This window comes from Geodermatophilus sp. SYSU D01186, assembly GCF_054050215.1.
In genome coordinates this window covers 48,981-62,114 of sequence record NZ_JBJGYW010000004.1, presented here as the reverse complement: position 1 = coordinate 62,114, position 13,134 = coordinate 48,981, and the positions used below count along the sequence as shown (strand labels likewise).

The following is a 13,134-nucleotide window of genomic DNA, read 5'->3' as shown; positions in this document are numbered from 1 at the left end:
TCGTCGGCCGGCGAGAACGGGGAGTCAAGAATGGAACTGCAGGACTACGCGGTGGCGCTGCGCCGCCACTGGGCGGCGGCCCTCGGCGTGACGCTGGCCTGTGTGCTGGCCGCGCTGGTCGTCGTCCTGGCCACGCCGGCCGGCTACCGCGCCACGGCCCAGGTGTTCGTGGCGAGCACCGGAGAGGGCACGAGCGGGTCCCAGTTCGTCAACCAGCGTGTGACCAGCTACCCCGACGTCGCCCGCAGCCGCGCCGTCCTCGGGCCGGTCATCGAGGACCTCGGCCTGACCGGGTCGTTCGCCGACCTGCGCGCCCGGGTCGAGGCCGTCAACCCGCCGGACACCTCCCAGATCGACATCGCCGTCACCGGCCACGACGCGACCGAGGCCACCGAGGTGGCCAACGCCATCGCCGAGGAGTTCCGCGTCGTGGTGGAGGACCTCGAACGGCCGGAGGGCGGCGTCTCCCCGGTCGACCTCACGGTGACCAACCCGGCCACCGTCCCGAGCAGCCCCGACTCCCCGCAGACGACGCTGCTGCTCGGCCTCGGCCTGGCGGTCGGGCTGGCCCTGGGTGCCGCCCTGGCCGTCGTCCGCAGCCGGATGGACACGACCGTGCACGGTCCCGACGACGTCCGGGCGGCGTGGGGCGACGGGGACCTGCCGCCGCTGCTGACCCGGCCCTCCGGCCACGCCCGCCGCAGCGCGCTGATCGGCCGTCCCGCCGCCCGGCTGGCCCGCCGGATCGAGGCACTCACCGAGGACCGGCCCGTGCGGGTGCTGCTGCTGTCCCCGTCCCCCAGCCCGGCGCTCGTGCCGGGGGCGTTCGCCGACGAGGTCGCCCAGGAGCTGCGCGCACGCGGCGTGGCCACGATCGTGACCGGCCCCTCCGAGGACCCCACCCGGCTGCCCGCCGTCCCGCGCGAGGGTTCCGCTCGCGTCCGCCTGGTGCTCGGCTCCTCGCTGCTCAGCCTCCGCACGTGGAAGCAGGTCGCCGAGGAGTTCGACGGCGTCGTCCCGGTCGTCGCCCCGGGCCGGGTCGAGCGGGCCGAGCTGGCCGAGCTGCGGTCGATCCTGGCCGGTGCCGGTGTCGCGGCGCTCGCCGTGGTCGTGAGCGCCGTCCGCCGTCGCCGTCCGGCCTCGGCATCCGGTGCGGCCGCGGCGGCGAAGGTGGCGGACGGGGCGGCCGAGCCCCTGACGGTCGCCCGCTGAGCGTGGGCGCGCCCGTCCCGACCGCCGCGCCGGCGGGGTCGCCCGCGGCCGGCCGGCACCGGCGCAGCGTGCTGCTCATCGCGTTCCTGCTGGTCGCCGCGACGGTGGGCTGGCGGCGGGGTGAGTACTTCACCGGGTCGGTCGACCCGGTCGTCGCGGCCAAGGCGGCCGTCTGCCTGCTGGCGATGGGCCTGGCGTTCCTGCTCGCCCAGTCGGCGGGGCAGCACCGGCACCGGGTCGGCAGCGCGTCGCTGTGGTGGCTCGGCGTCGTCCTCGGCTGCTCGATGTTCGGCGCGCTGGCCACCGGCAACCTGGTCTCCGGCGGCGTGGTCGCGGCCCGCGTCGCGATCCTCGGCGCGACCGTGCACTTCCTGCTCCGGGCCGCCCCCGGGCTGCAGGTCCTGACGAGCCTGGCGACCGCCTGCGGCGCCGTGGCCGTGGTCGCCGCGGTCACCGGGCTGCCCACCCTGGCCGACGGGCGGCTGGCCGGTGGCGTGCCGGCGCTCAGCCCCAACGAGATGTCGCTGCTGGCGGGCATCGCCGTGGCCTTCCTGGCCTGGCGCGCGGTCCTCGGGGAGGCCAGCCTCGGGGCGATGGTCGCCGGGGCCGGGTTCCTCGGGGTCATCTGGCTGACGGAGTCCCGCACCGGCCTGCTCATGCTCCTGGTGGCCATCGCGGTGATGGCCGTGCAGATCCGCCGGCCGCGGGTCGGCCTGGTGGTGAGCGCGCTCGTGCTGGGTGCGCTCGCGGTCATCGCGGCCGTCGCGACCGGCGTCGTCACCTCGTTCCTGGAGCGCGACGGGGACGGCGCCAGCACGCTGGAGTCCCGGTTCATCGCCTGGCGGGCCGCGGTCGACCTGCCGGCGTCCTGGTGGCAGGAGACCTTCGGCGCCGGGCTCGCGATGAAGATCATCCCGGTCCGCGGCCAGTGGTGGGACACCCAGCCCCTCGACAGCAGCTGGGTGTCGCTGCTGGTGCAGGCCGGCGTGCTCGGGATGGTCGTGGCCGGCCTGTGGGCGCTGTGGGTGTTCCGCGGCGCGCTGCACGCCCCGCACCCGCTGCGGGTGCTCTTCCTCGGCCTGCTGGTGTTCATCGTGGGGCGCAGCGTCGTGGAGAGCGGCCTGTTCGACGCGACCCCCGCGTTCCTCTTCTTCCTGGCGATCTCGGCGCTCTGCGAGGGCGCCTCACGGCAGCGGCTGGCGGAGGACGCCGCGCTGGTCCCGGAGTTCCGCCGCCGCTGAGCGCGCGAGGCTGCGTCATCCCTCCACGATCTGCCAGAGGCCCGCGGCGTCCATGCGGAGGAGGAAGTCCCGCCGCTCCTGCTCGTCCGCGCCGACCGTCATCTGGCAGGTGACCTCGGCGCCTGGCACGGCCTCCGGGACGTCGGGGCAGTCCGGGTCCTCGAACAGCGTCTCGGGGTTGTTCCTCTGCATGGTGTAGTGCAGGTGCGCCGCGATGCTCTCGCCGGACCCGGGCCCCGCCGTCGGGACACCCTCGGTGGGCGGTTGCTCCAGCCCCCCGGAGTAGTCGGTCTGCCCGCAGCCCACGACGGCCACGGCCAGCACCGCGAGCACCCCGATCCCGTTGCGTGCCATGGCCGCTCCTCCGCGCCGTCACCCCAGGGTGGTGCAGGGTGTCCCTCGAACGGCGTCGTGTCCACGGGGTCCGAGGACGGCGCGGACGCCCGCACGTGGCCGAGCGGCATCGCACCCGCGTCGCTGAGGCGCCGCGTCGCGGCATCCGTGAGGATCAGCGGCATGGGGGACGCCACGGGATGAGCCCGCGCTGGTGGCGGCCGGTGGAGGAGACGCCGGACCGGGCGACGAGCCGTGTCGTCCAGGCGGTCCTGGTGCTCGGGATCCTGGTGCTCCTCGGCGGGGTCGCCGCCCTGGACGAGGTCCGCCTGAGCACACCTGGCATCCGGCCCTACCTGGCCGCGTTCCTCCTGGCGGGCGCCGGCCTGCTGGTAGCCGTGCTGGCGCGCACGGAGCGCGTCCGCCGGCACAAGAGGAGGTCCGCCCGCCCGTCGCGCGACGAGTGAGACCCGTTGCGGGTGGAACTCGCGCTCTGCGGGCGCTGCAGTACCCGCAGAGCGCGGAGAACGCCCGCAAAGGCCGCCCGCTCAGGCGGCGACGGGCTCCCGCACCGGCACCGGCGAGCTGCGTCTCACCATCGGCACCACCACCGACTGCCGCACCGCCACCGCGGCCAGCGCCGGGCCGAGGGCCAGGGCCAGCGGCGCCCACGGCGTCCCGGCGGGCACCAGCAGCACCAGCAGCGCGACCGCTCCCAGCGACGCGAACTCCAGCGAGCGCAGCGCCAGCACGCGGCGCTGCCCGCCGTGGACGGAGGCGAGCGAGGAGTACGGCAGCAGCGCCGCACCGGCGACCGCGTAGGCCGCCCAGCCGGCGACGGCCTCGGCGGGGACGGCGTAGTCGCCACCGGTCAGCAGCGGGCCGAGCCACGGGAGCGCCAGCAGCCCGGCTGCGCCGATCACCGCCACGGCCAGGCCGATGCCGAGCGCGGCGCGGTCGGCGACGCGGAGGCCGGCCGCCATCGGGCCGGACCGCAGGCCGACGAAGTGCGGCAGCAGGAAGGACCCGAGGCCGGCCAGCAGCGTCAGCGTCGGCGCGGTGTACACCCGCGCGGCCTCCAGCGGCCCGTACGCCGCGGCGCCGGCCACGGCCACCACGAGCACGCGCAGCAGGGTGAGCGACCCGGGGCGGATCGTCTGCGCCGCCGCCCGCCACACCCCGAAGGAGGCGACGGTGCGCAGCGCCGGCCGCCGCCAGGGGCCGCGCGGGCGCTCGTCGGCCGGCACGAGCCACCAGGCGACGACGGCGGCGGCGCTCTGCCCGGCCAGCAGGGCGACGACGAAGGAGCTCAGCGTGATCCCGCCGGTCGCGCCCGCCAGGCCGAGCGCGGTCATGGCGCCGACCAGGCTGGTCGTGTCGACCACGGCCAGGGACCAGTACCGCCCGGTGGCCATGAGCAGCCGGCGCAGGGTGTCCTCGACGATGAACGCGGCGCAGGCCGGGCCGAGCAGCAGCCCGGCCCACACCGGCACCAGCCCGCTGACCAGGGCGGCGACGGCGCCGACCAGGCCGGCCCCGGCGGACACCACGAGCGTCCACACGTGCAGCCCGGCGCGCACGCCGCGGTCCGTGCGGTCCAGCACGGTCAGCGAGTCGCCGACCAGCCCGCTGCAGACGGCGGTGACGAGCACGAGCGTGCCGTAGACGAGGGCGAAGACGGCCAGCCCGCCGGCCCCGAGCACGCGCGCGGCGGCCACCTGCAGCGCCAGTCCCGCGACCGCCTGCGTCCCCTGCCCCACGACCGCGGCCACGGCCCGGCGGCGGAGCAGGTCCAGCACCCGCGACGTCACGAGGTCAGCCCCGTGACGACGCCTCGGCGCGGCGCTGGCGGACGACGTGCCGCGCCAGGCGGGCGACGATGTGCGCGCGTGTGTCCCCGGGGCTGACGTAGCAGCGCGGCAGGGTGACCCGGTTCCCCGGGGCGTAGTCGCCGGTGACGCAGGCGTTGTCGTAGCCGGCGGCCCGGACGGCGTCCGCCGCGGCCTCGTCGTAGCTGCCGTACGGGTAACAGAAGCTGGGCACCTCGGCCTGGAGGACGTCCTCCAGCACCCGCTTGCTGTCCCCGACCTCCGCGGCCAGCGTCGCCGGGTCGGCGCCGGCGAGGCGGGCGTGGGTCATCGTGTGGCTGCCGACCTCCTGGCCGGCGGCCGCGACGGCCCGCACGCGGGCGGCGTCCATGATGTCGAAGCGCGGCCCGGTGTCCCACTCGTTCTGCCCGCCCATGCGGCCGGCGACGACGTAGACGGTGCCGGTCGTGCCGTGGCGCTGGAGCACCGGGACGGCGTGGTCGAGGAAGTCGCTGTAGCCGTCGTCGAAGGTCAGCCCGACCAGGCGGTCGGCCTCCCCGCGGTCGACCGCGCGTACCAGCTCGGTCAGCGAGACACCGCGCAGCCCGAGCCGGCGCAGCAGCCGCAGGTGCCGGTCCAGTCGGTCCGGGTGCACCCGCAGCCGGTGCGGGTCGGGCTCGGCCGACGGGCTGATCGAGTGGTACATGAGCACCGGCGGCACGTGCAGGCGCACCTGCCGCGCCGGGGCGGCGGTCACCGGCGGCGGGCGGCGTCGGCGAGCACGGGGGCGCCCGTCTCGGCCGGCGCCTGCGCCTCGATGGCGGCCAGCGCCCGGCGCAGGACGGTGCTCGAGGTGTGCATCGTGTACGGGAAGTAGCGGACCTCCACGCCGACGGCGGCGAAGTCCTGCTCGAGCTTGGTGCCCTTGGCGGTGCCCCGCCAGTCGTCGCCCTTGAAGATCACGTCGAAGCCGACCTCGCGCCAGGTGTCGATCTTGTCCGGCACGACCTCTGCGTGGACGGCGTCGACGCAGCGGAGGTTGCCGACGATCTCCATGCGCTCCGCGAGCGGGATGACCGGTGCCCGGCCCTTCGTCAGCAGCAGCATCTCGTCGGACACGACCCCGGCGATCAGCCGGTCACAGTGCGCGGCCGCGTGCTTGAGGATGTTCAGGTGCCCGATGTGGAAGAGGTCGTAGGCGCCGGGCGCATAGCCGATCACTGGCACGTCTGTGTTCCCCCCGTGGACGATGAGTGAACTGCCACTCCACCAGCAGTCGTCACTCACCGTCATCCCCCGGAAGGGGCTCGTCACCCGAACGTGGCCGTGACCAGCACTGCAACCACCGTTCGGGTGACGCTGGGTCACCCCGCCGCACCCGCCAGGTCGTCGGCACGCGGATCCAGCGCGGCGACCGCGGCCACCAGCTCCCGCGCGAAGCGCTCGGGCGCCGACCGGCGGCGGGCCGCTGCCGCGTCGGCCTGTGCCGCCTCCCGGAACACGGCCCAGTCCTTCGCCACCCGCGCGACGGCGTCCGCCCACTCGACCGCGTCGCCGGGCTCGACCGCCTGGGCGCTGGCGTAGCCGGCGGCCGCCTCGCGCAGCCCGCTGTGCGCGCTGACCACCAGCGGGCGGGCCGCCAGCACCGCCTCGACCGCGGTGTTGCCGAACGACTCCTCCTGCACCGACGGCACGAGCACCACGTCGGCGGCGGCCAGGTGCGGCCAGACGTCGGACCGGAAGCCCAGGAACTCGACGCGGTCGTCGAGACCGGCGGCCGACACGCTCCGCCGCAGCTCGTCCTCGAACCACTCGTAGCCCTCGAAGACCGCGCCGACCACCGTCAGCCGGGCGTCGACCCCGCGCACCAGCAGCTCCTGCAGCGTGGCGACGGCGACCTGCGGTCCCTTGCGCGGGGACAGCCGGCCGACGAACAGCAGCCGCAGCGGCCCGTCGACGTCCGCCCGCGCGGGAGCGGCGAGCGCCGGCCCGCGGACGGCGTTGAGCACGACCGTGCTGCGCCTCCGCACGCGCGGCGCCACCTCCGCCAGCACCTCGAGGGTGAACCGGCTGTTGGCCACCACGTGGTCGGCCAGCACCGGGCACAGCGCCATCCCGCGGCGCAGCAGGCGGGGCGCGGACCGCTCGGCCTCGTGCACGTGGCAGATCGACCGCCGTCCGGCCAGCCGGGCCAGCAGCGGCCACGACGGCAGGGTGAGGGTGTTGACGTACACCCCCGCCTCGCCGTGCCGCCGCAGCAGCCGCAGCGCCGGCACGACGCCGCGCACGGCATCGGCCAGGAGCCGCAGCGCACCCCGCGGGCGCAGCGCCGAGTTGCGCAGCACCGGCATCGGGCACAGCTCGACCCGGACGCCGCGCGCCTCGAGCTCCGCCACCAGCGGCCCCGGGCAGGGCAGGGCGACGGTGACGTCGAAGGCGCTCGACAGCGCCGTCGCCGACTCCAGCAGCACCCGGTCGGCGCCGTAGAGCTCCGCGCCGGGGTGGACGACGAGCAGGGAGGGGCGGGTCGCGGCAGCGGTCACCGGGTCAGGCCGCCGGGCCGGTGAACAGCAGCAGCGGAGCGCCCGCCTCGTAGCCGACCTCGACGGTGATCGAGTCGCGGGCGTCGGCCGGCACCGTGAAGACGTAGACGCCCTCGGCCGACTCACCCGGCTGCACCACCGTGGCGAAGGGCGCCCGGGACGGGTCGTCCAGCGGCGAGGCGGGGGTGGCGTCCGGACCGTGGGAGAGGTTCACCGCGACACCGCCCAGCGCGACCGGCTCGGCCGTGCCGTTGGCGATCCGCACGGTGATCCGCAGCGCCGGTCCGGCGATGTTGCCCGGCCCCACGGCGGTGCCCTCGATCGCCTCGATCGACGGCAGGGTGGCGACGATGCCGTTGCCGACCGCGGCCTCCGCGTCGAGCGGCACCTCGGGCAGCGACTCCGGCGCCTCGTCGACGTCCTCGGTCGGGCCGGTGGGCTCGGGCGTCGGCAGCGGCGACGGGACCGGCTCGTCGGACGCCGCGGTGGGCGTCGCGGGAGCCGACCCGGCCGGCGGTGCCGACGTCGCCTCGTCGTCCCCCAGCAGGACCAACAGCACCACCAGGACGGCGACGAGCACCGCCGCGGCGGCTGCCAGCAGCAGCCGGCGGCGCACCGGCGCGGGTGCGGGTGCGCTGCGCCCGGGATCGGTGTCGGTGCTCATCGCGGCAACCTGCCCATCTCGCGGAACCACTTGACGGAGGCGAGAGCCAGGAAGGCCGCCGCCGCCAGGAACAGGACGGTGTACGTGGGCACGAACAGCGACGGGGCGCCGAACAGGACGAACACGCAGGCCAGCAGGCCGTAGTCGGTGGGGAGGGTCAGCAGCGAGCGGCTCACGCCGACCCGCTGGCCCGTGCGCTGGGCGCGGGTCGCGACGCCGTGCTGGGCGCGCAGCGCCTCGTTGAGCATCGTGCCGAAGTAGGTGACGGCGTCGACGACGCAGTAGCCGAGGGGGATGAGGAGCCACGCCTCATCGGCCGTGCCGAAGCGGTAGGCGCCGATCAGCACCGCCAGGTGCAGGCTCGAGGCCTTGGCGGCGTCGACCATGTGGTCGAGCCACTCCCCCGCCGGCGAGCCACCGCCGCGCAACCGGGCCAGCTGCCCGTCGGCCGCGTCGAGGGCGTAGCCGAGCACCAGGCACGCGGCGACGGCCAGCCCCATCGGCAGGGACGGCGGGACGAGCGCGAGCAGCGCGATGCCGGTCGCGGTGAAGACTGCGCTGATGCCGGTGACCGCGTTCGGCGTGAGGCCGGCGTGGAAGGCCAGCGCCGCGAACACCCGGCCCAGCTTGCGGTTGACGAACCGCGAGTAGGCCGGCGCCCCGGCGGCGCCCTTCTGCGCGGCCGAGAGACGGCCGATGGTGTCGCGCAGGCTCTCCCCGGCGGGGCGGCCCGGCCGTTCGACGGTGGCGGTCACTGCTGGCCTGCCCGGAGGTTCTCCTCCGCGGGCGCGGGAGCCGGCGCGGGCACGACCACGGCCGCGTCCGCGTCCACGGCCGGCACGGTCGACACGCGCGGCAGCGGGGCGTCGGCGGCGGTGGGCCGCCGTCGTCCGGAGGGCCGGCGCCGCGGGAAGCGGCGTCCGGCGAGGGCGCGGGCGAGCTCCTCGTAGCCTGCGGCGACCTCGTCCCAGTCGTAGCCGGCGGCCAGCTCGCGGGCCCGCTGCCCGGCGCGCTCGGTCCCCTCCGGGTCGGCCTCGGCCGCGCCGATCTGCCGGGCGACGTCGTCCGCGGTGCGGAAGAACCGGCCGGCGTCGGCGACGACCTCACGGTTGAAGTCGACGTCGAAGGCGATGACCGCGGCGCCCGCCCCGATCGCGCGCAGCAGCGAGGGGTTGGTGCCGCCCACCGAGTGCCCGTGCAGGTAGGTGCAGCAGTTGGCGTAGAGCTGGTCGAGCAGCTCCTGGTCCCAGACGCCGCCGAGGAAGCGCACCCGCCGGTCGGCGAGGGCGTGCACCTGGCGGGTGTAGTCGTCGGCGTAGGGCGCGGAGCCGACGACGACCAGCGGCCGGGCCGCCTCGCTGCCGGCGTAGCCCTCGACGATGAGGTCGACGTGGTTCTCCGGCTCGAACCGGGCCACGACCAGGTGGTAGCCGCGCGGCTCGAGGTCGAGCTCGGCCAGCCGGTGCGAGCCGGGGGCGATGCGCGGGGCACCGTAGGTCAGCAGCGTGGTGGGCGCGGCGAAGGCGTCGCGGTAGTAGTCGGCGATGCCCTGGGCGTCGGCGATGAGCGCGTCGGACCAGCGGACGGCGAGCGCCTCGGCCACGCGGTAGTACCGGCGGCCGGCCCGACCCCACTTCGCCCGCTTCCACTCCAGCCCGTCGACGTGGGTGGCGACCGGGATGCGGGCCGCGCGGAGGGCCGGCAGCAGCGGCGAGTTGGCCGCGTTGAACACGATCGCGGCGTCCGTCCGGTGGGCGAGCAGGTGCTTCACCGACAGCGCGGTGTGGCTCAGGGTCTCCAGGGACCGCTTCCGGGCGGCCGGCAGGTGCACCAGCTCCATGCCCAGGTGTTCCGCCGGGGGCGGCTCCTCGGCGCCGGGCACGGTGCGGCAGTAGACGACGACCCGGTGCCCGCGGTCGGCCAGCCGGCGGCCGATCTCCTCGACGGCGGTCTCGAACCCGCCGTAGTGCGCGGGCACGCCGCGCGTGCCCACGAGGGCGATGCTCAAGCGGTCCACCTGGCCTCCGATCACAGCAACGGGGACGACACGAGTCGCGCGCAGGACGCAGTCGTGTCGTCGCTCCTGGTGAGGATCACCGCCGACCGTCGCCGCGGCGAGTGCAGAGCGGACGCCCTCACCCGCAGGGGTCACGCGGGGAGGAGGGCGGTGACGGTCAGTACGCCCCGGACCGACTGACGACGGCGCGGACGGTCTTGGCGAGGATGAGCAGGTCCATCGCGAGCGACCAGTTCTCCACGTAGCGCAGGTCCAGGCGCACGGCCTCCTCCCAGGGGAGGTCACTGCGGCCGGAGACCTGCCAGAGGCCGGTGAGCCCCGGCTTGACCAGCAGCCGGCGGTGCACCGAGGTGTCGTAGCGGGCGACCTCGCCAGGCAGCGGCGGCCGCGGCCCGACCAGCGACATCGAGCCGCCGATCACGTTGAACAGCTGCGGCAGCTCGTCCAGCGACAGCCGGCGCAGCAGCCGCCCCACGGGGGTGACCCGGGGGTCGGAGCGCATCTTGAACAGCAGCCCGTCGGAGATGTTCTGCGCCATCAGGTCGGCGACCTGGCGGTCGGCGTCGACGACCATGCTGCGGAACTTGAGCATGGTGAACGCCTGGCCGTTCACGCCCACCCGCTCCTGGCGGTACAGGACGGGCCCCGGACTGGTGAGCTTGATGGCCGCGGCGATGGTGAGCAGCACCGGCGCCATCAGGACGACGGCGAACCCGGCGGCGGCGCGGTCGAGGCCGCCCTTCACCACGCGCCGCCAGCCCTCGAAGCGCGGCTGCTCGACGGTGAGCAGGGGCAGCCCCTCCAGCGGACGGATGTGCAGCCGCGGGCCGGCGACCTCGATCAGGCCGGGGGCGACCAGCAGCTCGATGCCGGTGCCCTCCAGCTGCCACGACAGCTGGCGCAGGTACTGGGCGGCGGTCTCGCTGGCGGAGGTGACGGCGATGGTGTCGGCCCCCAGCCGGGCGGCGAGCGCCACGACCTCGTCCATGCTGCCCACGGGCAGGTCGGCCGCTCCGGCCACCCGCTCCCGGTCGACCGCGGGCACGCAGGTGGCGACGACGTCCAGCCCGGCGAACTGCTGGCGGCGCAGCCGCTCCACCAGCTCGAGGACGGCCGTCCCCCGGCCGACGACCACCACCCGCTTGGTGCACCGCCCCCGGGCCCGCAGGGCGCGCAGGGTGCAGCGGGCGGCGAAGCGGCCGAGCAGGGTGCCGAGGGTCAGGGCGGGGACGGCGACGACGACCAGCGCGCGGCTCAGGTCCAGGTGGGCGGCGTAGGAGATGAAGCCCGCGGCGGCGAGCAGCAGGAAGCCGGCCTTGCCGACGGCGCGGTACTCGTCGCTGCCGGTGCCGAAGACCCGCTCGGCGTGCGCACCCGTCGCCTGCAGCAGCATCGGCCATGCCACGGTCAGCGCGGCGGCGGCCCAGAACAGCGCGGTGCCGGGCGCGAACCCGGTCGGGTGGCTGGCGAGGACCGCGGTCGCGGCCACCAGGGCGGCGAGCACCTCGAAGACCGTGAGCGCGAGGGAGTACCGCCGCACCCACGCCGGCGTTCCGGAGCGGGGCCGCAGCCGTGGCGCGGCGTCCGCGACGGGCGGCCGGGCGGCTGTTCCCAGCCGGACCCTCGTGTGGTCGAGAAGCACGGTTTCCCCCGAGCGCGCGTGACAGCCTGTAGCCGAGGTCACTTGGGCAGGGGATGGGACAGCTCCGTCACCTGGACGTTTCCCCGCCAGCTCCGCTCGGCGTCGGAGGAACCATCACAGAGCGTCATTGACGGGGTCAACGCGGAGCAGGCCCATTCACCCGATAGGAGAGCGGGTCCCCCGGCGCGTCACCGGTTGGGGGGACGCATCAGCTCCGGGGGTGGACGACGTTCTGCGCGGCCTCGAGACCGCGGGTCAGGAGCTCCTCGGCCGCGTCGGCCGCCTCCACGAGCAGGAGGTCGAGCTCCTTGCGCTCGGTGGCGGAGAAGTCCTTGAGCACGAAGTCGGCGGGGTCCTGCCGGCCGGGCGGGCGGCCGATGCCGACGCGCACCCGGAGGTAGTCCTTGGTCCCGGTGGAGCGGGAGATCGAGCGGAGCCCGTTGTGGCCGCCCTCGCCGCCGCCGCGCTTGAGCCGCACGCTGGCGAAGGGGATGTCGAGCTCGTCGTGCAGCACGACGAGGTCGGTGGGCGGGATGGAGTGGTAGTCCAGCAGGCCGCGGACGGGGCCGCCGGACTCGTTCATGTAGCTGGTGGGGCGGGCCATCACGACCCGGCGGCCGGCCAGCCGGCCCTCACCGATCAGCGTCCGTGCCCGCTTGCCCTTCCCGGGCGAGAGCCGGATGCCGGCGCGGTCGGCGAGCAGGTCGAGCACCATCGCGCCCACGTTGTGCCGGTTCCCGGCGTAGGAGGGGCCGGGGTTGCCGAGGCCCACGATCAGGAAGGGGCCCTCGGACACGGACGAGCCGGGGGCGCCGGCAGTGCCGGCGCCCCCGGTCGCCCCGGAGGTGGTGCTCAGGGCTGGACGCCGGTGTTCTCGCCGGCGTCGGCCGGGACGGCACCCTCGATCTCGGAGGTGGCCTCCTCGGCGGGCTCGGCGGACTCCTCGCGCTCGATGCCGGCCTCGGCCTCGGCCTCGGCGAGCTCGGCCTCGAGGGCCTCGGCGGTCGGGGCGCCCAGGAAGCCGATGACGAGGGCCTCCGGGTCGGTGACCAGCGTCGCGCCGCGCGGCAGGACCAGGTCGCCGGCGGCGATGTTCTGGCCGGCGGTGCGCCCGGTGATGTCCACCTCGATGGTCTCGGGGAGGTGCGTGGCCTCGGCCTCGATCGAGACGGTGTTCAGCTGGTGGTTCGGGATGGAGTCCACGCCCGGCTCACCCACGACGACGATCGGGATGTCGACGGTCGTGCGCTCGCCGCGGCGGACCAGGAGCAGGTCGACGTGCTCGTGCTGGCGGGTCAGCGGGTCGCGCTGCACGGCCTTGGTGAGCGCGAGCTCCTCCTTGCCGTCCAGGACGATGGTGAGCAGGGCGTTGGCGCCGCCGTTGCGCAGCGCCGCGGCGAACTCGCGGGCCGGCAGGGACAGGTGCACGACGTCCTGGCCGTGCCCGTAGAGGACGGCGGGGACGCGGCCGGCCCGGCGGGTGCGGCGGGCGCTGCCCTTGCCGAACTCGGTGCGGGCCTCGGCGACGAGGCGGAAGTCAGCCACGGTGGTGTGCTCCTCAGGAGGGGTCGGTGTCGGTGGCCGGCGCGCGGCGCGGCACACCCCGACCGGGGCACACGCACGTCGATCACGGAGTACGGACGGGCCGTCTCCCTCGCCGGGCAACCACCTGAG

14 protein-coding genes are annotated in these 13,134 nt (G+C 75.7%); 3 read left to right on the top strand and 11 right to left on the bottom strand.

Annotated features, from left to right (window positions below; all coding sequences use genetic code 11):
- Positions 1–30: 30 nt before the first annotated feature.
- Both ACI784_RS04335 and ACI784_RS04330 read left to right on the top strand, forming a co-directional pair.
- Positions 31–1,212, top strand: a complete 1,182-nt coding sequence (locus tag ACI784_RS04335) for a YveK family protein (protein ID WP_456921651.1) — start codon at positions 31–33, stop codon at positions 1,210–1,212.
- 2 nt (positions 1,213–1,214) lie between these two features.
- Entirely contained in the window at positions 1,215–2,453 is a 1,239-nt protein-coding gene (locus ACI784_RS04330) for a hypothetical protein (RefSeq protein WP_456921650.1), read from the top strand.
- 15 nt (positions 2,454–2,468) lie between these two features.
- Here the strand turns inward: ACI784_RS04330 and ACI784_RS04325 are convergent, their stop codons facing one another.
- Positions 2,469–2,807, bottom strand: coding sequence for a hypothetical protein (locus tag ACI784_RS04325; RefSeq protein WP_457012597.1), 339 nt, complete (start codon positions 2,805–2,807; stop codon positions 2,469–2,471).
- 179 nt (positions 2,808–2,986) lie between these two features.
- Here ACI784_RS04325 and ACI784_RS04320 point away from each other — a divergent pair, with 179 nt between their 5' ends.
- Positions 2,987–3,253, top strand: coding sequence for a hypothetical protein (locus ACI784_RS04320; protein WP_456921648.1), 267 nt, complete (start codon positions 2,987–2,989; stop codon positions 3,251–3,253).
- 81 nt (positions 3,254–3,334) lie between these two features.
- Here the strand turns inward: ACI784_RS04320 and ACI784_RS04315 are convergent, their stop codons facing one another.
- From ACI784_RS04315 to ACI784_RS04270, 10 genes are all read right to left on the bottom strand, one after another.
- Positions 3,335–4,597, bottom strand: a complete 1,263-nt coding sequence (locus tag ACI784_RS04315) for an oligosaccharide flippase family protein (RefSeq protein WP_457012596.1) — start codon at positions 4,595–4,597, stop codon at positions 3,335–3,337.
- A gap of 4 nt (positions 4,598–4,601) precedes the next feature.
- Complete coding sequence (locus ACI784_RS04310; protein WP_457012595.1) at positions 4,602–5,351, bottom strand: polysaccharide deacetylase family protein; 750 nt, start codon at positions 5,349–5,351, stop codon at positions 4,602–4,604.
- The gene (locus tag ACI784_RS04305; RefSeq protein ID WP_456921645.1) at positions 5,348–5,821 is read right to left on the bottom strand and encodes an adenylyltransferase/cytidyltransferase family protein; all 474 of its coding nucleotides are present in this window, start codon (positions 5,819–5,821) and stop codon (positions 5,348–5,350) included. The genes ACI784_RS04310 and ACI784_RS04305 overlap by 4 nt, the downstream gene beginning before the upstream one ends.
- Positions 5,822–5,958: 137 nt before the next feature.
- Positions 5,959–7,137, bottom strand: coding sequence for a glycosyltransferase (locus ACI784_RS04300; protein WP_457012594.1), 1,179 nt, complete (start codon positions 7,135–7,137; stop codon positions 5,959–5,961).
- Between the two features lie 4 nt (positions 7,138–7,141).
- Complete coding sequence (locus tag ACI784_RS04295) at positions 7,142–7,801, bottom strand: hypothetical protein (protein WP_456921643.1); 660 nt, start codon at positions 7,799–7,801, stop codon at positions 7,142–7,144.
- The gene (locus ACI784_RS04290) at positions 7,798–8,556 is read right to left on the bottom strand and encodes a CDP-alcohol phosphatidyltransferase family protein (RefSeq protein ID WP_457012593.1); all 759 of its coding nucleotides are present in this window, start codon (positions 8,554–8,556) and stop codon (positions 7,798–7,800) included. Before ACI784_RS04290 ends, ACI784_RS04295 begins: the two co-directional genes overlap by 4 nt.
- Positions 8,553–9,818, bottom strand: a complete 1,266-nt coding sequence (locus tag ACI784_RS04285) for a DUF1972 domain-containing protein (RefSeq protein ID WP_457012592.1) — start codon at positions 9,816–9,818, stop codon at positions 8,553–8,555. Before ACI784_RS04285 ends, ACI784_RS04290 begins: the two co-directional genes overlap by 4 nt.
- Positions 9,819–9,975: 157 nt before the next feature.
- Positions 9,976–11,358, bottom strand: a complete 1,383-nt coding sequence (locus tag ACI784_RS04280; RefSeq protein WP_456921640.1) for a sugar transferase — start codon at positions 11,356–11,358, stop codon at positions 9,976–9,978.
- A gap of 310 nt (positions 11,359–11,668) precedes the next feature.
- Entirely contained in the window at positions 11,669–12,256 is a 588-nt protein-coding gene (gene pth, locus ACI784_RS04275) for an aminoacyl-tRNA hydrolase (protein ID WP_456921639.1), read from the bottom strand.
- Positions 12,257–12,312: 56 nt separating this feature from the next.
- Complete coding sequence (locus ACI784_RS04270; RefSeq protein ID WP_456921638.1) at positions 12,313–13,005, bottom strand: 50S ribosomal protein L25/general stress protein Ctc; 693 nt, start codon at positions 13,003–13,005, stop codon at positions 12,313–12,315.
- Positions 13,006–13,134: the final 129 nt, after the last annotated feature.

Excerpts from the sequence above, each read along its gene's own strand:
- ACI784_RS04335 (WP_456921651.1), top strand. The coding sequence starts at position 31 with ATGGAACTGCAGGACTACGCGGTGGCGCTGCGCCGCCACTGGGCGGCG.
- ACI784_RS04320 (WP_456921648.1), top strand. The coding sequence starts at position 2,987 with ATGAGCCCGCGCTGGTGGCGGCCGGTGGAGGAGACGCCGGACCGGGCG.
- ACI784_RS04325 (WP_457012597.1), bottom strand. The coding sequence starts at position 2,807 with ATGGCACGCAACGGGATCGGGGTGCTCGCGGTGCTGGCCGTGGCCGTC.
- ACI784_RS04295 (WP_456921643.1), bottom strand. The coding sequence starts at position 7,801 with ATGAGCACCGACACCGATCCCGGGCGCAGCGCACCCGCACCCGCGCCG.